The organism is Methylotuvimicrobium sp., assembly GCF_050611805.1.
Lineage (GTDB): Bacteria > Pseudomonadota > Gammaproteobacteria > Methylococcales > Methylomonadaceae > Methylotuvimicrobium.
Genome location: NZ_JBNGHF010000018.1, coordinates 1 through 21,196, shown reverse-complemented (window position 1 = coordinate 21,196; position 21,196 = coordinate 1). Strand labels below are relative to the sequence as shown.

Annotated in this window: 18 protein-coding genes; 6 read left to right on the top strand and 12 right to left on the bottom strand. The window is 51.8% G+C overall.

Annotated elements, in window-relative coordinates; genetic code table 11:
- Positions 1-292 precede the first annotated feature (292 nt).
- From thrC to prmB, 11 genes are all read right to left on the bottom strand, one after another.
- On the bottom strand, positions 293-1,387 hold the full coding sequence (thrC, locus tag ACRJJO_RS10755; RefSeq protein WP_431065751.1) for a threonine synthase: 1,095 nt from the start codon (positions 1,385-1,387) through the stop codon (positions 293-295).
- Between the two features lie 6 nt (positions 1,388-1,393).
- Positions 1,394-2,704: a homoserine dehydrogenase gene (locus ACRJJO_RS10750; protein WP_431065750.1), complete on the bottom strand. Its 1,311-nt coding sequence runs from the start codon at positions 2,702-2,704 to the stop codon at positions 1,394-1,396.
- Positions 2,705-2,747: 43 nt separating this feature from the next.
- Positions 2,748-3,932 (bottom strand): alanine transaminase, encoded by a 1,185-nt coding sequence (gene alaC / locus ACRJJO_RS10745; protein WP_125219349.1) that lies wholly within the window; start codon positions 3,930-3,932, stop codon positions 2,748-2,750.
- A gap of 376 nt (positions 3,933-4,308) precedes the next feature.
- Positions 4,309-5,109, bottom strand: a complete 801-nt coding sequence (gene kdsB / locus ACRJJO_RS10740) for a 3-deoxy-manno-octulosonate cytidylyltransferase (RefSeq protein WP_431065749.1) — start codon at positions 5,107-5,109, stop codon at positions 4,309-4,311.
- Positions 5,106-5,297 carry a Trm112 family protein gene (locus ACRJJO_RS10735; RefSeq protein WP_017839310.1) on the bottom strand — a complete coding sequence of 64 codons (192 nt, stop codon included), beginning with the start codon at positions 5,295-5,297 and terminating at the stop codon, positions 5,106-5,108. The genes kdsB and ACRJJO_RS10735 overlap by 4 nt, the downstream gene beginning before the upstream one ends.
- Positions 5,278-6,282: a tetraacyldisaccharide 4'-kinase gene (gene lpxK, locus ACRJJO_RS10730; protein ID WP_431065807.1), complete on the bottom strand. Its 1,005-nt coding sequence runs from the start codon at positions 6,280-6,282 to the stop codon at positions 5,278-5,280. The genes ACRJJO_RS10735 and lpxK overlap by 20 nt, the downstream gene beginning before the upstream one ends.
- Positions 6,283-6,449: 167 nt before the next feature.
- Entirely contained in the window at positions 6,450-6,884 is a 435-nt protein-coding gene (locus ACRJJO_RS10725) for an ExbD/TolR family protein (RefSeq protein ID WP_125219346.1), read from the bottom strand.
- Entirely contained in the window at positions 6,884-7,498 is a 615-nt protein-coding gene (locus ACRJJO_RS10720; RefSeq protein ID WP_125219345.1) for a MotA/TolQ/ExbB proton channel family protein, read from the bottom strand. The genes ACRJJO_RS10725 and ACRJJO_RS10720 overlap by 1 nt, the downstream gene beginning before the upstream one ends.
- A 596-nt stretch (positions 7,499-8,094) precedes the next feature.
- A complete protein-coding gene (locus tag ACRJJO_RS10715) occupies positions 8,095-9,255 on the bottom strand; it encodes an MFS transporter (RefSeq protein WP_431065748.1) in 1,161 nt (386 codons plus the stop codon).
- 8 nt (positions 9,256-9,263) lie between these two features.
- Entirely contained in the window at positions 9,264-10,352 is a 1,089-nt protein-coding gene (aroC, locus tag ACRJJO_RS10710) for a chorismate synthase (RefSeq protein ID WP_431065747.1), read from the bottom strand.
- A gap of 1 nt (position 10,353) precedes the next feature.
- A complete protein-coding gene (gene prmB / locus ACRJJO_RS10705; protein WP_125219342.1) occupies positions 10,354-11,286 on the bottom strand; it encodes a 50S ribosomal protein L3 N(5)-glutamine methyltransferase in 933 nt (310 codons plus the stop codon).
- 77 nt (positions 11,287-11,363) lie between these two features.
- Here prmB and ACRJJO_RS10700 point away from each other — a divergent pair, with 77 nt between their 5' ends.
- Positions 11,364-12,245, top strand: coding sequence for an HDOD domain-containing protein (locus ACRJJO_RS10700; RefSeq protein ID WP_341325204.1), 882 nt, complete (start codon positions 11,364-11,366; stop codon positions 12,243-12,245).
- Between the two features lie 9 nt (positions 12,246-12,254).
- Here the strand turns inward: ACRJJO_RS10700 and ACRJJO_RS10695 are convergent, their stop codons facing one another.
- Positions 12,255-13,424: an MFS transporter gene (locus tag ACRJJO_RS10695; protein ID WP_431065746.1), complete on the bottom strand. Its 1,170-nt coding sequence runs from the start codon at positions 13,422-13,424 to the stop codon at positions 12,255-12,257.
- Positions 13,425-13,586: 162 nt separating this feature from the next.
- Between ACRJJO_RS10695 and ACRJJO_RS10690 the strand changes: the two genes are divergently transcribed.
- From ACRJJO_RS10690 to ACRJJO_RS10670, 5 genes are all read left to right on the top strand, one after another.
- Positions 13,587-14,090 (top strand): transposase family protein, encoded by a 504-nt coding sequence (locus ACRJJO_RS10690; RefSeq protein WP_431065806.1) that lies wholly within the window; start codon positions 13,587-13,589, stop codon positions 14,088-14,090.
- Positions 14,091-14,115: 25 nt separating this feature from the next.
- Positions 14,116-14,430 (top strand): hypothetical protein, encoded by a 315-nt coding sequence (locus ACRJJO_RS10685; RefSeq protein ID WP_431065745.1) that lies wholly within the window; start codon positions 14,116-14,118, stop codon positions 14,428-14,430.
- A 42-nt stretch (positions 14,431-14,472) separates the two neighbouring features.
- Entirely contained in the window at positions 14,473-14,805 is a 333-nt protein-coding gene (locus ACRJJO_RS10680; RefSeq protein WP_431065744.1) for a hypothetical protein, read from the top strand.
- A 271-nt stretch (positions 14,806-15,076) separates the two neighbouring features.
- Positions 15,077-15,382: an RHS repeat domain-containing protein gene (locus tag ACRJJO_RS10675; protein ID WP_431065743.1), complete on the top strand. Its 306-nt coding sequence runs from the start codon at positions 15,077-15,079 to the stop codon at positions 15,380-15,382.
- Between the two features lie 142 nt (positions 15,383-15,524).
- Positions 15,525-21,164 carry an RHS repeat-associated core domain-containing protein gene (locus ACRJJO_RS10670; RefSeq protein WP_431065742.1) on the top strand — a complete coding sequence of 1,880 codons (5,640 nt, stop codon included), beginning with the start codon at positions 15,525-15,527 and terminating at the stop codon, positions 21,162-21,164.
- Positions 21,165-21,196: the final 32 nt, after the last annotated feature.

Genomic DNA, 21,196 nt, shown 5'->3' with positions numbered 1-21,196 from the left:
TCATACAATCCTCACCATTTATTGTGTCACATAACACTCGCGAATTACCTAACGCTAGGTGATCCGCGTAGGGTACGCTGTGCGTACCCTGGTAACCCCGCGATGTTCATGTGCCAACCGAACCGCCAAGGCGCGGCTTTGGTACGCGCAGCGTACCCTACAATTTATGTATGATGAGACCTCTTCGTGGAAACGCCCGAGCACCGCTCCAGCGGTACGAGACGCTAGCGCGTCTCGGTCTGCATTCCCACGCTAGAGCGTGGGAACGATAAAAGGGAGTAACAAGCAGTTTTTATAGACTATCGAGTATCGCTTTCTTGACTGCGTCTAAATCGGCTTCGATCGTGACCGGATGCGCGTCTTTACATTGCTTGATCGCGATATCGGGATCTTTGATGCCGTTGCCGGTTAATGTGCAAACGATCGTGCTGCCTTCGGGAATATTACCCAGCTTGATGTCATGCAGCGCGCCGGCCAACGATGCTGCCGAAGCAGGCTCGCAAAAAACACCTTCGTTCGAGCTCAACAATTTTTGCGCGGCTAAAATTTGCTCGTCGGTCATCGCGTCAAACCAACCTTCCGATTCGCGTTGCGCGGCCCAAGCCAAATCCCAGGATTGCGGGCGTCCGATGCGTATCGCGGTTGCTACCGTTTCGGGATGATCGATCATTTCCCTAGCGATGAAAGGCGCGGCGCCGGCCGCTTGATAACCGCACATCACGGGACGCTTATTCGTCACGGCTTTCAGCGAACCGATATCGGTCGAATATTCCTTATAGCCTTTCCAATAGGCCGAAATATTGCCGGCATTGCCGACCGGCAGACAGTGATAATCGGGCGCGGTACCCAGTTCGTCGATGATTTCGAATGCTGCGGTTTTTTGTCCTTCGAGACGGAACGGATTGATCGAATTGACGATCGAAACCGGCGCATGATCGACGATTTCCTTAACCAAAGCCATGCCTTGATCGAAGTTACCGTTGATTTGAATGATCTTGGCTCCATACATCAAAGTTTGCGCCAATTTACCCAGCGCGATCTTGCCCTCCGGAATCAGCACGAAGGCTTTGATGCCGGCGCGTACCGCATAGGCCGCTGCGGAAGCCGAAGTATTGCCGGTCGATGCACAGATAATGGCTTGACTACCTTCATCGACGGCTTTGGTCACAGCCATTGTCATGCCGCGATCCTTAAACGAGCCGGTCGGATTCAAACCCTCGAATTTAACATAAATATCGACGTCCTTGCCGATCAATCTTGGAATATTTTGCAGCTGTATCAAAGGTGTATTACCTTCGCCTAGACTGATTAAGCGAGTGCCATCAGCGACCGGTAGGCGATCTCTATAAGTTTCGATTAAACCTGTATAGCGTTTACGAATTGTCATTATGTTTTATCCCAGAGTTTCCAGACGAATGCGACACACTTTGCCGGTTACGGTCGTCAATTGTTCGATCACGGTAATCGCTGCATTCATTTCCGATTCCAATGTATTTTGAGTCAACATGATAATCGGCACCGATTTTTCGTTTTCATGAGGTTCTTTTTGAATAATCGCTTCGATACTAATGTCGTGCAAAGCTAAGATGCGGGTAATGTCGGCTAACACACCCGGCCTATCTTCGGCATTGAGCCGTAAATAATAAGCCGTATGAATTTGCTCGGCCGAAAGCATCGGAATATCGGCCAGCGCGTTCGGTTGAAAGGCCAAGTGCGGCACGCGGTTTTCGGGGTCGCTCGTCAATGCCCGAACGACATCGATCACATCGGCAACGACTGATGAAGCCGTAGGCTCTGCGCCCGCGCCCGCACCATAATACAAGGTCGGCCCGACCGCATCGCCTTTAACCAATACCGCATTCATTACACCATCGACATTGGCGATTAATCGACGGGCCGGTATCAAGGTTGGATGCACGCGCAGCTCGATGCCTTCGGAAGTTTTTCGTGCGATTCCTAAATGCTTGATACGATAACCCAAGGTATCGGCATAATCCACATCGTCGCGCGTGATTTGCGTAATGCCTTCGGTATAAACCTTATCGAATTGCAAGGGGATACCGAATGCGATTGAAGCCAAAATCGTTAATTTATGCGCCGCATCGATCCCTTCAACGTCGAATGTCGGATCGGCCTCGGCATAACCTAAAGCCTGGGCCTCAGCCAAGACATCGGCGAAATCGCGGCCTTTATCACGCATTTCGGTCAAAATGAAATTGCCGGTACCATTGATAATGCCCGCCACCCACTCAATTTGATTGCCGCTCAAGCCTTCTCGAATCGCCTTGATAATAGGAATTCCGCCGGCAACAGCGGCTTCGAACGCAACCATGACACCTTTGCCGCTGGCTTTCGCAAAAATTTCATTCCCATGCAGCGCAATCAAGGCTTTATTCGCGGTCACAACATGCTTGCCGTTTTCAATCGCTTTAAGCACTAAGTCTTTCGCAATCGTTTCACCGCCGATCAACTCCACAACGATTTCAATCTCGGGATCGTTGACGATCTCATAAGGATCAGTCGTCAACGCGATGCCTTGCGTATCGCAAATACGGCTTCGCTCAAGATCGCGAGCACTGGCGCGCGTTACGATAATTTCACGCCCTGCCCGGCGCGCAATTTCGGCGGCGTTGCGTTTCAAGACATTGACGGTGCCACCGCCGACGGTACCTAGACCTAAGACCCCTACTTTGACCGGCTTCAAATTCGACTCCTGCTAATTTCCCATAACCCGAACAAATCGAGCATTATACAACTTTGTCTTTCTTGAGCATATGTCGAATGCCGCGAATCGCTTGTCGGGTTCTGTGTTCGTTTTCGATCAAACCGAAACGAACGTGATCGTCTCCGTACTGTCCGAAACCGATCCCCGGAGACACGGCTACTTTCGCATCGGCGAGCAATTTTTTCGAAAACTCGAGCGAGCCCATTGCTTTATAAGGTTCAGGAATCGGCGCCCAAACGAACATCGTCGCTTTCGGCTTAGGCACCGGCCAACCGGCGGCCGTCAAGCCTTCGCATAATACGTCGCGTCTTTTCCGGTACATCTCGGCAATTTCGGCCACACAATCCTGAGGGCCTTCCAAAGCGCTAATCGCGGCAATCTGAATCGGTGTAAACGTACCGTAATCAAGATAAGATTTGATCCTCGCCAATGCCGCAACGAGTTCTTTATTGCCGCACATGAAACCGACCCGCCAACCGGGCATGTTGTAACTTTTCGATAGCGAAAAAAATTCGACCGCAATATCGGTCGCACCCTTGACCTGAAGAATCGACGGAGCTTTGTAACCGTCGAACACGATATCGGCATAAGCGACATCTTGAACAACCCAGATATTATGCTCTTTGGCCATTTCGACGATTTTTTCGAAAAATTCCAGATCGACGCATTGGGTGGTCGGGTTACCCGGAAAATTGAGAATCAACATTTTCGGCTTCGGCCATGAATCGACGATGGCTTTATGCAGTTCTTCGAAAAAATCCACACCAGCAACTAACGCCACATGACGAATGTCGGCACCGGCGATGACGACACCATACGGATGGATGGGATAGGCCGGATTCGGAACCAGCACGACATCGCCCGGCCCCAACGTAGCTAAAGCCAAATGCGCAAGCCCCTCCTTAGAACCGATCGTAACGATCGCCTCAGTATCCGGATCTAAATCTACGTCGAAGCGATGTTTATACCAATTGCATATTGCCCTTCGTAAACGAGGGATACCCTTGGAAACGGAATAACGGTGAGTGTCCTCTCGTTGAGCTGCCTCGACCAGCTTTTTGACAATATGATCGGGTGTCGGCTGATCGGGATTACCCATCCCGAAGTCGATGATATCTTCCCCGGCCGCTCGGGCTTTCGCTTTTAGCTCGTTGACAATATTGAAAACATAGGGAGGCAAGCGACTGATTCGATGAAATTGTTCCATTTGCGGCTCTGAAGAAAGATTTATTAGTCAGTAAGTTTAAAAAACCGTCTAAATTACTGTTAATCAAAGGCTCTGTCAATTATACATCAGAGGAAAGATGAAAGAAGAAAGAGGAAAGATGTAGGCTGTCGAAATAAAATATTAATCATTATAATTCAATTGTTTATTATTTTTTTGAGGTGAAAAACAGACAGTCAACCTACTTTTATTTGCTTCCTAGAGCTAAAAATCAACGACTTAGCAGGAGGCATCAAAATGAAAATTGAACTTATTAAAGAATTTATCAATACTTTTTTACCGGGTTATCGCCGGAACTGAAGGGTATGTTGCGCGTACCAAAGCCGTACCCGCCAATATTATCCAAAGTCCTTAGGGTTTAACCTGGGGTACCCAATCCTCTTTCACCTTTCATCTTTCCCCCTAAAACCTTTTCCACGCGTTTTAAATCGTCCTCGGTATCAACACCGGCTTCTGGAGTTTTGGCGACGGTGTTAACGAGAATCGACTCGCCGTGCCAGAGTATTCGAAGCTGCTCCAATGACTCGACCGCCTCAAGCGGTGAAGCTTCCCAGCCGCAATAACGCCGCAAGAAATCGACGCGGTACGCATACATGCCGATATGACGCAAATAATCGATTTTTCCGGAAAAGTCCCTGCCCTGCCGACTGAAATGATCTCGGTCCCACGGAATCGGCGCACGACTGAAATAAAGTGCATAACCGTCTTTGTTCAGCACCGTTTTGACGGAGTTGGGATTGAAGACTTCTTCCGGATCGGTAATGCGTGCCGCCAGAGTTGCGATACCTGCACGATGCTGACCCGCTAATGCTTCCGCGGCATCCCGGATATAATCCGGCGGAATCAACGGTTCGTCACCTTGCAGATTGACGATAATCGTATCATCGCTCCATCCGCATAACTCCGCTACTTCCGCAATACGCTCGGTCCCGCTTTGATGATCGTCGCGAGTCATCACCGCTTGAATACCGAGCTCCAACACTTTATCCAAAATCCGCGCATCGTCGGTTGCCACGACGATTTCTTCGGCATCGGCTTCCCTTGCTCGTTCGCAGACATGCGCGATCATCGGTTTTCCGGCGATGGTCAGCAACGGCTTGCCCGGCAGCCGAGTCGACCCATAGCGGGCCGGAATCACGACTTTGAACGGAATACTCATTTGCGCAGGGCTTCGGCTTCTTCTTGACTCAATTCTCGGGCTTCGTCTTCGAGCATGACCGGTATGCCATCGCGTATCGGGAACGCCAAGCGATCGGCAATAGAAATCAATTCCTGCTTTTCTTTGTCGTAAATCAATGGCCCTTTACTGACCGGACTGACCAGAATTTCAAGTAATTTTGTATCCATCATATTTTTCTCTCAATAAGGTTAAAAATCGATTCTTAAAAGCCGGCTCCAGTTGGGCCGTCACCGGCACATACCAATGCGTATCGTTAGCAAAATCGAAGCATTTGACCGCGTCTTTTTCGGTCATCAATACCGGACACTCTCCGAATTCAATATCGTCGGCGCGATACGAATAATGATCCGGGAATTTATGATTGATGCAATGCAGTCCGGCGGCATTCAACTTGTTGAAAAACCGGTCGGGATTGCCGATTCCGGCCAGCGCATGACAACTCAAACCGATAAAGTCTTGCAACGGCTTGGCAGAACCGGTCGTCAGATTGACAGCCATATCGCCGTTAAGTGTCATCGAAAAACGTTCGTCTTCGGTTTTTGTTCCATTCTCGATGATAAAGTCGACTTCCGACAAGCGCTCGACCGGTTCTCTCAACGGGCCGGCCGGCAGACAAAAACCATTACCGAACTGTCTTTCGCTGTCGACGACAGCAATTTCGATATCGCGGGCCAATTTGTAATGCTGCAAACCGTCGTCCGATAAAATGACATCGCAGCCGTCTTGCTCCAACAATAAACGTCCTGCTTCAAAACGATTGGCGCCGACCGCGACAGGGCAATCGGAGTGCTTGGACAATAACAAGGGCTCATCGCCAACAATCGCGGCATTGCCGGAAGGATCGACTTTGACCGGTGCGCCCCGGACTTCCCCCCCGTAACCGCGGCTAATGACGCCAGGTTTATAACCGTTCTCTTTCAAAAGCTTGGTCAACGCGATAATTAACGGCGTTTTCCCGGTACCACCGACGCTGATATTTCCGACGATGATGACCGGAACCGGCAGACGCCTGTTTTTTATCCATCCTGCACGATAAAAAAACCGCCTGAGCTCGACGACTCCTCGGAAAACCCAACTAAGCGGTAATAAAAACTTAGCGGGAAATCGGCCTTGATACCAAACGGTATCGAGCGATATACTTCGCGCGGTCATGTTTTCGGCTTTTATGGCAATGCTATTTTGTTCGGTAGCAAGGCGCGAAAACAGGCGCATAGCAAGCTATGTAACTGTTTTCGCAACGTAGCTACCGGACAAAGGAGCGCGTTAGAAAACCGAAAATGTGGCTGCTCGAAGTATAATAACTTCCCTGAGTCGTTCATTTATCCTCCATTGGGTTTTATTGCCGCAAAGGTAATATGTTTAAAACCGATTTGCCCGGCAATATCCAAAGCCATTACGACGGATTTATGCGGTGTTTCCCCGTCCGCATTGATGACGAAAGGGATAGATCGCGACGAACCTGCCAATTTGAGTAGCTCTTGTTTGAGCGTTTCTTTTTCTTGATTAACCAATTGACGAGGCAAACCGTCTTCGCCGGTCAAATAATAGACGCCGTCCGAATCGATGCTCAACTCGATCTGTCTCAGTTTTCTTTCAGGTTCGCTGCCTTCGGCTTCAGGTAAATCTATGTTCAATACGGTTTCCCGATTGAAGGTCGTCGTCACCATGAAGAAAATCAACAATAAAAAGACCACATCGATCATCGGCGTAATGCTGATTTCGAGCTTTTCTCTTTTTTTACGATGAAAATCCATCAGGCTTCCTCACGCTCTCCGTGCAACACATCGATCAAACGTAGCGCTTCCTCCTCCATATTCAAAACATATTCATCGATCAATCGCTCGAAATAACGGTGAAAAATCAGGCTCGGTATCGCAACGCTCAAGCCGGCCGCGGTCGTAATCAATGCCTCGGAAATACCCCCGGCCAATATCGTGGGATCGCCGACGCCATGCATCATGATAGCCGTGAATACTTTGATCATGCCAACCACGGTTCCTAAAAGACCCAACAACGGCGTGATCGAGGCAATCGTACCCAAAGTATTCAGAAATTTTTCCAATTCATGAACGATTTGCCGTCCCACCTCTTCGATGCTGGTGCGCATGATGTCCCGACCGTGGCGGCTATTGGCAAGCCCTGCGGCCAAAACCGCGCCTAACGGCGAACTCATTTTAAGGCTGCGCAACGCTGAAGCATCGAGTTTACCTTCGCGGGATAATTTCCAAATCTGAGGGACGAGATCGGGCGGCAAAATTTTATTTTTGCGTAGCGTCCAAAACCGCTCGCCAATGATCGCCATCGCACCGATGGAGCATAAAATAATCGGCAGCATTAACCAGCCGCCGCTTTTAATCAAATCGAACACTATTTTTACCTATGTTTATAAAACTTAAGACAAAATATACCGCTTCAGCCAAATCAGCCGGAATGACGCTTTCGATAACCCATGAGAATTGACCAAGGATTTCATGACAAATAACTTCCCGGAGCAATGATATTCCTGATTACTTAGAACGTTCAGCCAATTTGACTTAACTCAGGGCGCCCGCCTAGGTCCCGTTAGGCCGCGCCGAGCACTGGCGATTTTGCCGAGAATAGCCCGCTAGGGGAGCGGCAGGGATGCCGCTCGTTTTCGGAGGGCTAGGGATAGCCCTTCCGAAAACCCTCGGCAAAATCGTCAGCGCGCAGGATGCAGCGGCCTCCGGGTGTCTTTTCTTTTGGATACTTTTCTTTGGACAAGCAAAGAAAAGTATCGCGGTTGTCGGTCCGCGAACCGACTCCATATAAGCGTCGCGATAGCGACACAAAACCTACTTCGGACTTCAAATAGGCTGAAACTTATACGTAATCAGGATGATATTTGTAGCTATAGAGCCGGTAGTTAATAAAGCTACATAAATTGCACTTCAGCTCAGGCTAGAAAGGTAATGCCATATTCTAATTAACTAAGGGCTCTATAATTTAAACAAATCCCGCTTGCTTAGCGTTATCACGGCCCACCCAAACAAATGCGATCAACAACGCCATACAACAACAAACCGCTGCAATGCTATAAACGAACCGGGCACCTTGCGAATCCCAAAAATAACCGCTGTACAGACTGCCTAGCACTCCACCCAGGCCGAAACTAACGCTGCTATAAAGCGCCTGCCCCTTGCCTTGGTGTCGATGGCCGAAATAATAATCGACTAGATGAATCGCCGTCACATGCGTGGCGCCGAAAGTCGCGGCATGAAGCACTTGAGCAAAAACCAGTAAAGCAAGATTATCCGCACACCAACCAATCAACAGCCAACGAAGGATACTCAATAAGATACTGACCAATAAAATATGTCTTAGCGAGTACTTTACCAATACCCTACGCATCAATACAAACAGCAAGATTTCGGCAAAAACCCCCAATGACCACAACATCCCGGTCGTCGTTCCTGAATAATCGTGTTGATTCAAAAAAATAGAATAAAACACATAATAGGGACCGTGCGCGACTTGCAAAAGCATGTAGACGAAAAAAAACGCCCACACTTCAGGCTTTTTTAAAATTCCACCGATGGCGATACCGTCAATGCCCTGCTGGGATGCATAAGCTTCGGGCGTCAATAACGCCATAAGCCAAATCGAGCCCAAAAGCCCGGTAATAATTTCCGGCATGAATGCCAAACCTTGCCAGTCGAGCAAGCGACCGATACCGCTAACGGTAACGATAAAACCGATCGACCCCCATAGCCGAATTTGACTGTAGCGTTGCGGTTCTTGCTTTAAATGAAACAAAGTTGCCGCTTCGAATTGCGGCAGCGCGGCATTCCAGAAAAAACTAAATGCTACCGTCAATAAGGCAAATGCTAAATAACCTTCAACGAACAAAAAACCGCTGAATAAAATAACCGCAAAAAAACACGCAATGCGGATAATCCGTAAACTTCGTCCACTTCGATCGGCAATCCAGCCCCAAATATTCGGCGCTATGATTTTCGTACCGACCAATAATGCCGAAAGCTCGCCGATTTCAATTGCATTGAAATCGACGCTTTCCAGATACAAGCTCCAGTAGGGTAAAAAACCTCCTAGGGTAGCAAAATAACAAAAGTAGAATCCCGACAGTCGCCAATAAGGAACGGACATACCGCGGCTTATCTAAGAATCGGCAAGCCGGAATCGACCTCGAAATTTTGAGCGCGGTGCCGTAAGAGATGGTCCATTAGCACGAGTGCGGTCATCGCTTCGGCGATCGGCGTCGCGCGAATGCCGACGCAGGGGTCGTGACGGCCCTGGGTGACCACTTCAATCGGTTCGCCTCTGACATTGATGCTTCTGCCGGGCAATCTCAAGCTCGAAGTCGGCTTCAGCGCGATACTGGCCCGAATGTTTTGCCCGGTACTGATGCCGCCCAAAACCCCTCCGGCATGATTGCTCAAGAAACCTTCCGGCGTGATTTCATCGCGAAATGCGGTACCCTTGGTATCGATACAGGCAAAACCGTCGCCGATTTCGACCCCCTTTACCGCATTGATGCTCATCAGGGCATAGGCCAGTTCGGCATCGAGCCGGTCGAAAATCGGCTCGCCTAAACCAGGCGGTACATTCGACGCGATCACTTCGATTCTGGCGCCGATCGATTCGCCTTCCTTGCGCAAGGCATCCATGTATTGCTCCATCTCCGCGATTTTATCGCTATCGGGACAGAAAAAAGGATTCGTTTCGACCACGGGCCAATCGAATTTTTCGATCTTGATGGGGCCTAATTGCGACAGAAACCCGCGAATTTCAATACCGGCCGATTCCTTTAAATATTTTTTCGCGATTGCCCCGGCGGCCACGCGCATCGACGTCTCGCGAGCCGATGAACGCCCACCCCCGCGATAATCGCGAAAGCCGTATTTATGCTGATAGCTGTAATCGGCATGGCCGGGCCTGAAACTTTCGGCGATTTTCGAATAATCTTTCGAGCGCTGATCGGTATTTTCGATCAACAAACCGATCGGCGTGCCGGTGGTCTTGCCTTCGAAAACCCCGGATAGAATCCTGACCTGATCAGCTTCGCGGCGCTGCGTGGTGTGTCTCGAGGTACCAGGCTTGCGTCGGTCGAGATCGATTTGAATATCGTCTTCCGACAACGCCATGCCGGGAGGGCAACCATCGACGATACAACCTAATGCGGGTCCGTGACTTTCGCCGAACGAAGTCACGGTGAACAACTTTCCTATCGTATTTCCGGACATATTAATTTAATGCTTCGATGAATAAAGAATGAAATTGATCGACTTGTTCGGCGCTCAACAAAAACACGCCGTCGCCTCCTCGCTGAAAGTCCAACCAATAAAAAGGGATTTCGGGAAACCGGTTTTGCAGCGTTTCGGCGCTGCTGCCGACTTCGACGATCAATACGCCTTGTTTCGACAAATAATCATTGGCACTCGCCAAAATTTGCAGCACGATATCGAGACCCGACTCGCCGCCCTTGAAGCCCATCGCCGGTTCGGCATGATATTCGGGAGGCAGATTTTGCCATTCTTCGACGGCCACGTAGGGAGGGTTACTGACAATGATGTCGTAACGTTCGTGCGGTAATTGCGAAAACAAATCGGATTGAAACAGCGTGATTTGTTCAACTCTGTCATGTTTTTCGACATTGATCGCGGCCACGGCCAGCGCATCTTCGGATAAGTCGACCGCATCGATCTGAACGTCCGGAAAAGCATAGGCGCAGGCGATCGCGATGCAGCCGCTGCCGGTACACAAATCCAAAATTCGGTTGACCGAATCCGGATCGACCCAAGGGTTGAATTGATCCTCAATCAGCTCGGCGATCGGCGAGCGCGGTATCAATACGCGCTCATCGACAAAAAACGATAAACCGGCAAAAATCGCTTCATGGGTCAAATAGGCCGATGGCTTACGTTCATTTATCCGCCTCTCGAACATCGCAAGAATCGCCTCGCGCTCCAGCATCGTCAAGGTACTGTCTAAATAAACAGGCGATAAATCGTAGGGCTGATGCAAGGTATGTAAAACAATGGCAGCGGCTTCATCGATCGCCGACACGGTGCCGTGCCCGAAAAACACTCCGGCATCACGAAACCGACTGGCGCCGTAACGAATATAATCGCGAATGGTCGTTAATGTGGCGGATATATCGAAAAAATTGTCTGACATGGTTAATCACGGAAATCTCGACTCAACGGGCAATTTTAAACTAAACTCTTTTTGCTTGCCCGAATATTAAACAGAACATGAGCACATCACCGGATACTACCGCTATTGCTTCGAGCCTTGCCAAAAATCAACTGTACCTCGATTGTTATAAGTCGATGCAGAAGGATAAACTGCAACTGCCAACGATACCCGATGTCGCCTTCAAAATTCGACGCGCGATCAACGACCAGACGGCCAACAATGCCAAAATCGCTAGAGTCGTTCAGATCGACCCGGCCATTACCGCCCGTTTGATCAGAATTGCGAATAGCCCACTTTACCGGGGCCGAAGAAAAATTGAAAGCTGTCCGGAAGCCTTAACCCGCGTCGGTTTAAAAGCGGCTCAGGACATCATTACCTCATTCGCGATGAAAGCGGTTTTTCAAGCCAAAACGCCGGTGATTCGCAAAAAAATGACCGATCTTTGGGCTCACAGCAGCTATGTTGCCGCTATCAGCGCGGTATTGGCTCACAAAACCCCGGGGTTCGACCCGGACAAGGCGATGCTGGCCGGCCTCATTCACGACATCGGCGTCGTCCCGATATTGACGCATGCCGACAAACGCCCGGAAATTATCGACAATCCGAAAGACCTGGTCGAAACGGTACGAAAACTACGCGTCGATATCGGCCTGCAAATTCTGCGTAAATGGGATTTTCCGCAAGACTTCGAAGATGTCATTATCAACGCCGAGAACTGGTATCGCGACAATGACGGCCCACCGGATTACGCCGACATCGTGATGATTTCGCAACTTCATAGTTTCATCGGCAAGATCGACATCAAAAAAATGCCCAAAATAGATCAACTCCCCGCTTTTAGAAAACTGGCTTCGGGAGGGCTAACGATCGATGCCAGCATCGGAATCTTGGACATGGCCAAGGAAGAAATCGAACAAATCCGGCTGATGTTGCATTGACCATTCAAATCAATAGCGCTTCTTCAACATCAACAACGTTAACGAAGCAAACAGCGCTCCACAATAGAAGGTAAATTCGGCGCCATAACGGTCCCACAACCAGCCGGCCAACACGCTGGCCAATAACATGAAGACACCGCCGACAAAATTAAAAAAACCGTAGGCCGTGCCTTTCCAGCGAGCCGGTGTGGTGTCTGCGACCATCGCCGCCAAAATGCCTTGACTGAAACCCATGTGAAAACCCCACAAGGCCAATCCCGCAAACAACATCGGCAAGGTCTCGGCGTTTGCCAGAATCAAATCGGCCAGAACCAGAAACGCCATCCCCAAGGCCAGCAAGCCTCTTTTCTCGACCCGGTCGGACCAAAGCCCTGCAGGATAAGCCGACAAGGCATAAGCCAAACTCATCAACACCATCGCCAACGGTATCCAGGTCACCGCCAAGCCGATTTGCGCGGCGCGCAGCACCAAAAAAGCCTCGCTGAACCGAGCCATCGTAAACAAGGCCCCCAATGCGACAACCCAGCGATAGCGCCCGGAAAATTCCTTCAATATCTTGAAACTCAACGGCGAGCGCGCAGGTTTGTAACTTGACCGTGCCTTCGGCTCTTCGATGCCGATGACGATCAACAGCACGGCGAGCACAGCCGGAACGACGGCAACCCACAACACCAACTCGATATCGCCTTGATAAAGAAACAATAACGACACCGCCAACAACGGCCCCAAAAAAGCGCCGACCGTATCCATCGATTGCCTCAAACCGAAGCACGCGCCGCGAATTTCCGGCGGCGACACATCGGCGATCAAGGCATCACGCGGCGCGCCGCGTATGCCCTTGCCGATCCTGTCGAGAAAACGCGCGGTAAACACCGTTTCGACGTTACCGGCCATCGGAAACAAAGGCTTCGACAATGCCGCCATGCCGTAGCCGATAAAAATGAGGAATTTGCGCTTGCCGAAAAAATCGCTGATCGTTCCGGAAAAAACTCTGACCATCAAGGCCGCGGCCTCGGCCATGCCCTCGATCAAACCGACAGTCAACGCCGAGGCACCGAGCGTCGTCACTAAGAAAACCGGCAACAAGCTGTGTATTAATTCCGACGACAAATCCATGAACAAACTTACGAACCCGAGCGTCCAGATTGTTTTGGGTATGGCTATTCTATCGACCTTCATCACGCCCCCTCCCGTTGAACGCATGGCTCATTTTCTCGTTATTCGGATTGTAGGCACAAACTCACTCACTTAACAACACGGCGGAACAGTTCTCTATAATTTTACATTACGAATCAATGAAATATAACTAATCCTGAACAAACTTTCATTTTTCCGATATAAATCATCCTGACATTCTATCTTGATATTCCTGACCCGCGGCGTAAGCAGGGGCAGCGTCATTCCCTGCCGTGTATTCTGGCTCTTGCCACCGCTGCCGTGCTCTGTGGCATGGAAGGCTATAAAGCGATTGGCAGCTGGGCGGATGACTTAGGCCAAAAAGCGCGAGCCCGTTTTGGCTGTCGCAAACGCAATGGGCGTTATCAGGTACCCAGTCGCACCACCTTCAGAGAAACCTTAATTAGCGTCAATCCCGCACAACTCGATCTTGCACTGCAAGGCTGGAACGAACAATTCGCCGAAGCAGACGAAGGCATGGCTGTCGACGGTAAAACTCTGCGTAACGCGATCGATGAAGAAGGCGGATTTTTGCTCCCGGCAAAATCCGCATTCCCACCATCCCTGGCGGTTGTCGTCAAACGCATATCCTGGGCGTCGTCGGGCATCAGACTGGACGCTGCCACACTCAAAAAAAGTCGGTGCTTTGCCCGTAGAGGGGAGCGATGAACTCAAACAGACCCACGAAATTGGGATGTTCATCCCTGTTATTGATACCTTGGCGGATATTGCCGATAAAACGATCACTGGCGACGCCCTTTTAACACAGCGTAAACTGGCGCACTATCTGGTCGAAGACCGGCAGGCCCATTATGTATTTACCGCCAAAGATAACCAACTCACACTCGCCCAGGATATTCGCCTCGCCTTTGAAAACCGCCAGGCGCCTGACTATAGCGAGCCTTACACCTTGATGCATGGTCGTATTGAGTCACGCTCTATTTGGACGTCTACGCTCCTGAACAACTACCTTGATTTCCCTTTCGTCGGGCAAATATTTGCCATATAACGCCACACCATCGACAAAAAAAGCGGCCAAGAAACCTTTGAGATGGCTTACGGCCTGACCAGTCATTCACCGATGAGCGCCAACGCCGAACAAGTGCTCAAGTTCAATAGAGATCATTGGGGCGTCGAGAGTCATCATTACCTACTGGATTGGAATTGGAATGAAGATCGGTGCAGGATAAGCAAAGGCCATGGGCCTGAAAACATAACCTGTCTGCGCAGATTTGCCGCAGGGTTGATTAAGTCCATGAGTAAAGACAGTGTGGCAGCCACTATCGAAAAGCTGGCGCGTAATGTACGACGGGTATTCGATTACCTGCGCATGACAGAGAATTCGAGAAAGGTTATATTGCAACACCAAAGTCAAGAAGTTTAGAACGGTTTCGCCGTGCACTTAACACATTCCATCTTGCAATTGTCAAAAAAAGTATGATACTGTTGCTAACAGTATGCTGATCGGTTGACTACATTTGTTCGGCGTGTCGATAAAGACCGCGAGGCAAAACGAAGCCTCTTGATTGGCGACCGCCTTTTTCGTCAATACCTGCTCATTGGGTAAACAATAAGGATCGTATCGTGTGTCTGCCGGGCGATCGAAACAACGAATCAATAAACAAGCGAAAAGTAAAGTCACGAGATGAATGACCATGAAAATTGATTGCAAGGTTATCATAAGCCGCTTAGGTAGGGCGTTGCTAAGCGGCCTACTCATTCACAACACCGCCGTTTCAGCGCAGCCTGTTGAAATCGTTTATCAATATGACGACTTGAACCGACTCGAGCGGGTCGAGCGCGGGGATGGGCCGGTAGTTGCCTATGGCTACGATGCCGCCGGCAACATCCTCACGCAGACCGTGAGCGGAAGCCCCGACACGGACGGTGACGGCATCGCCGATTTTGCCGGTCCCAATATCGATGGCGACGGTTTACCCATCTTCTGGAATAACAATTAGAGACGAATCCTTTACAAGCCAACGGATCGGATCAACAGACCGCCCATCAAGTCCTGTTCGTGCCGGTATGGTGATTACCGCTGCCGGCTTGGGCCCAGCGTCTGATTCGACTCTACCGCTCCCAACGGACAGGAAGACGCACATGAAAACGCTGAATACCGTAATCCATATCGCATCGATCTTGCCGACCAGACACCCACAAACCGACCGCCAAGCGGCGAACCGAAGCAACTGCCCGCTAAATGCCGCCGTCCGGATGATCTTGAACGTCCTCTTGGTGATCATCGTGCCGATGAGCGCGGCGCAGGCCGAGCCCGGCTGGATCGAGCAACAAGCCGAACCGGTATCCCCTGAAGCCCATGCGCTATATCTGGAACAACGCACGGAGGAACTGGCCGAACGAAGTCCTGCGGTTCAACCGTTCGAATCACGGGCGATGCAGCGGACTTTCGGAACCGAAGGCCTTACCGAATCGGGCACCGTTGCATCCGCCATGACGGTCGCCGACATCTATACGCAGACGGCCGAAGCCTTGGCCAACGACCCGGTTCGAATCTATCAATTCGTACGCAATCATTTTAAATACGAACCCTATTACGGCGCACTGAAAGGGCCCTATCTGACCTTACTGGATCGTAGCGGCAACGACTTCGACCAGGCGGCCCTGTTAGTCGAATTGCTCCGGGCGGCCGGCATCGCGGCGAATTACCAATACGGCAGAATGACGATTCCGCATGCTTCGGCCATTGGCATGGATACCGCGCACTGGTTGGGTGCCGAAGCTAATGCCGGTGTCATCGGCAATATTATTGCCAGCGGAGGCATCCCGATCGCCAACAACTACACCGACCGCATTGTATTGGACCGCATTTGGGTGGTCACCACGATCAACGGTACGGCCTACGCCCTCGATCCCGCCTTCAAACCGAGCGAAAAAACTGCCGGCATCGATTTGGCCGCCGCAATGGGCTATAACCCGACCAATCTTCTTAATGCGGCCGGCGGCACGCTGGGGACGAACAGCATCGAAAACCTGAATCAAAACGAAGTAGAGAGCGAGCTCGACGACTTAACAGAACAGCTGCTGACGACACTCAAACAAAGCCATCCGAATGCCAAAGTCAGCGAAATTCTCGGCGGCATGACCATCATTGCGGATACTAGTACAACCTTGCCGGCGGCATTACCGTTCAGCGCGACGCCGACCGAACCGCAATGGACCGAAATACCGGCCGTCTACCTTCATACCGTGCGCCTGCAACACGGCGGCATCGATGTCACACTCGATATTCCCGAAATTGCCGGCAAAAAGCTGAGTATCGCCTATACCGGCGATACAATGCCGATCGATCCGCCGCCGGCCGAGGCTACCGATTTCGGTACTGTAAGTAGCAGCCAGACAGCTGAAAGAGTCTGGAACTATACCAACTCGAATAATGTAACGGTGACCTACACGGCCAGTTTGAGCGGTAGTAATGCCTTTAGTTTTGTTCAAGGACAAGGCACCCGAAATGTCGCGCCCGGTAGCTCCACACAAACACGAATCCGCTTTTCTGCGGCAGGGCAGACACGAGGACGCAAGAATGCGACGTTAACGATTATCCAATCGGCGCCTGGATTTACCCCTTTTACACAAAACATCGTGCTGACCGGTATCGTCGAAACCACGCCGACCGCTCAAATCTATCTCGACGACCAATTGCTGCTCGATGAAGGCACGCCCACGGGCGACTTGAATGCCCTAATCTTGTCGGTGGATCATCCTTATGCCGCCAACAACGGCAAATATCAAGATCAAGACAACGTCAAATTTCCGGTCAAACGCTCCGGCACCTATGTTCTGGCCTCGGGTTTCGGCGGCGACCGGCACAGCATCCTATCGGCCGAACGCCAACGACGCTTGGACCGCCTGTTGCTCGACGGGGTGGCCGAGGACTCGCGCGAAGTCATCACCGAAACCCTCAATATCATCGGTCAAAGCTGGTACAAACAAACCCAGCTCGATGCCGAAATGCTCGCCGCGATCGGCGGCAAACGCCTGATTCGGCATCACCGTTTCGGCATCGTCGGCCAGGAAGCGGGATACTTCGTCGACATCAAGGCTCAGGTACAATCGACTCCGGCGTCGACTGTAGCCTCCGGCAGCGACGGTTCGTTCGCGGCCGGCAATTTCATCGCCAGCGCGATGGAACACAGCGTTCTGGAGCAACTCCAAGGCGACAACAATCCGGCGATGTCCACGATCAAGATATTCCATCTGCACAACCAAACCGGCGGCAAGTTCTACTTGGCAACGCCCGGAAACTATGCCGCCATCAAAGGGCAATTGACCGGCTACGATACGAACACGCTCAACGATATCCAAGCGGCAATCAACAATCAAGCCCGGGTGATCCTGCCGCAAAGCGGTCAGGTGGCGTTGAACGACTGGACCGGGGCCGGCTATGTCGACTACCGGGTTTCGGGAACGCAGCGGAGCATCGGCATGATCATTGGCGGCGGCCTGCACGGCGGCTTCGCCAGCCTGGAAGGGAACGTCAACGCCATCACGCAAAGCAGCTTGTCCCGGCCGGCCTACACGCCGTCGGCTAACATTGCCACGCCCAAAGGCGTGGATCCTGTCGATCTTGGCAGCGGCGCCTATCTCAACGCCGGTACCGACTTGGCCCTGGGCGGCAACGGCCCGCGCGGCTTGCGCTTCGGACGCAGCTACAACAGCCGGCAAGTCAACGCCAACAGTGCCTTCATGGCGCCGGGCTGGAGCCACAGCTACGCCATCGAACTCAAACGCTTCAGCGACAACGACGCCGCCTTGGGACTGCGCACCCCGCAAGACGCGGCCGCCCTGATCGTCGCCGCCTACGTTGCCCGCGATCTTTTGACCGACACGCAACCCGATTTGGAGAACTGGATAACCGCCGCCTTGGTCGCGCAATGGGCCACCGACCAATTGCTGGACAACGCGGTCGCGGTCAATCTGGGCGACCGGGTGTTGAGCTACCGGCAACAACCGGACGGCAGTTACACGCCGCCGCCGAGCGTGACCACCGAATTAATCCAAAACCCGAACGGCACCTTCAAACTGGAAGGGCGCTTCGGCACGGTACTGACCTTCAACACCGACAACCGCATCCAAAGCCTGACCGATATCGACGGCAACGCCCTGAGCTTTACCTACAGCAACGGCAGACTCAGTCAGGTCGAGGACGCCTATCACCGCACGCTAACTTTGACTTATACCGGCGACTGGCTGACCCAAGTCAGCGACAATCAAGGCCGAAGCGTTCATTACGATTATACCGGTGACAACCTGACCGGCTACCGCGACGCCGAAAACAAGCTTTGGCAATACGGCTACGACGACCATCACCAAATCCTGACCGTCACCGACCCGGTTGGCGTTACCATCGTCGACAACGTCTACGACGCAAGCGGCAAAGTCATCTGGCAAACCGCCCCGCGCGACAACCATACGACCGCCGTCTACACACTCCACTACACCGGCCTCTCCTCCAGCGAAGAAGACCCGCTCGGCCATCGCACCACCTACACTTACGATTTCGCGGGGCGAACCGTCGCCGTCGAAAACGCCCTGGGCGAGAGAAGTACGGTCGACTACGACGGCCAAGGCCAGGTCATCAAGCAAACCGACCCGCTCGGCCGCATCAGCCGGCACAGTTATGACAGTCACAACAATCTCCGAGTCAGCTGGAATCCGCTGGATGAGCCGACCGAATTCCAGTACGACGGACAACACCGGCTGACCCGCGTCATCGACGCGCTGGGCCACGGCGCCGAGATCGACTACGATGCCAAACATCGTCCGATCCGCTTCCGCAACGGCGAAACCGATGCAAGCACCGGCCGGCGGATCCAAACCTTGCGCCGCTACTATGCCAATGGCTTGCTGCAACTCGAAGCCGACGCCCGGTATACCCGGACCGATTATGTCTACGACGCTTACGGTTGGCTCGACACGCAAAAAACCGGCGCGCACCCGGTCGTCGATACCGATTACAACGCCATTGGCCAACTGACCCGGCTGGCAGATCAAAACGGCACCGTGACGACTTTTGATTATTACGACCAACGTGGCTTATTGACCGAGCAGACCGACCCGCTAGGCAAAAAACGCTTCACGACTTATGACGATGCGGGACGGGTCCAAAGCCAAACCGACCGCAACGGCAACGTCACCAGTCTGGCTTACACGCCGACCAGTCAACTCAAAAGCATCACTTACCAGAATGGCAGCCAGGTCGAGTTTAACTACGACAGTCGCGACAATCCGGTCACAATGACCGACCCGAGCGGGACGACGACCAACAGCTTCGACGAACTGAACCGGCTGACCGGCCACACCGACCCGAACGGCTTTACTGTCGCCTACCAATACGACCCGGCCGGCAACCTCCAAACCCTCACCTATCCGGGCACCAACCGCACCGTCACCTACGGCTACGACGACGCCAACCGATTGAAAACCGTCAAAATCGATTGGTTGAGCGGAAGCCCGACCACGACCTACCACTACGATGGCGCAGGCCGGATGGAACAGGCCGATCTGTTCAACGGCAGCGTCACCAATTACACCCTGGACAAAGCCGACCGGTTGACCGGCATTCAACACAGCACCTACGGCCAAACCCTGGCCGATTATCAATACACCCTCGACAACAACGGCAACCGGATCAAAGCCGTGGTCGAAGAACCAATAAAACCGGAAGCACTGATCAACCGGAGCCAAGGCTATACTTACAATGCCCAAAAGAATCGGCTGCTCGCCACGCAACTGAACGGCACGGACCAGGCGACCTTCAACTACGACCACGAAGGTCGCCTATTCCGCATATTTCCTCATGGCGAAAGACCCACGTCTTTCACCTTCGACCATGCCCACCGGCTGATTCGACACGGCAACGAGCAGTATGTCTATGACGGCGTCGGTAACCGCATCAGAGCGACACGCAGCGGCATCGCCACAAAATACATCGTTGATGCCGCCGGCAACCTGCTCGCCGAAGCCAATGACAGCAATCAAATCACACGTTACTATATCCACGGCCAAGGCCTGCTCGGTTTTGTCAATGCCAGTACCAATCAACTCTACACCTACCTCTTCGACGGCACCGGGCACACGGTCGCGATCACCGATCAAAACCGGCAAACCGTCAACACCTATGCCTACGATCCCTATGGCCGGCTCATGGCGCAAACCGAGACCAAGCCGCAACCGTTCAAGTATGTCGGCCAATTTGGTGTGTTCTCCGAAGAAGACAACCTTTACTACATGCGGGCACGGTACTATGATGCCGATATCGGCCGGTTTATCAGCGAAGACCCGATCGGATTCGAGGGGGGATTGAATCTGTATGCGTATGTGGGTGGGAATCCCATTATATTTGTGGATCCGTCGGGTTTTGAACGCATCGGAATTTCCCAAGCGCAAATCCTTCAGTTCCAGCAGGATGCTTTTGATATTGCAATTGGATTTGCATTGCCGGTTAATACTGTTGGCGGTTTATTTAAGGAAATAACGAAGTCTTCACTTAAGCGTGTTAAGCGATTAGTTAAAGAACTTTCGGATAACAGTAGACAAAACAATGGTCTTTCTCAGGATAAAACAGATCAATTGAGGAGGATCGTTGAAAAAGCCGGTGGGAAGTTAAGAAATGATGGGGTATCAGGAGTCAAAGGTTCTTCAGCCGGGAAGCCTCATGTTCAGACTGAGGGGTTGGGCAAAAGCATAGATAGTCGCCATATAGAGCCCGTGATTAATTAAGCTACATTCGAAGCGTATTTAGTATCTTCCAG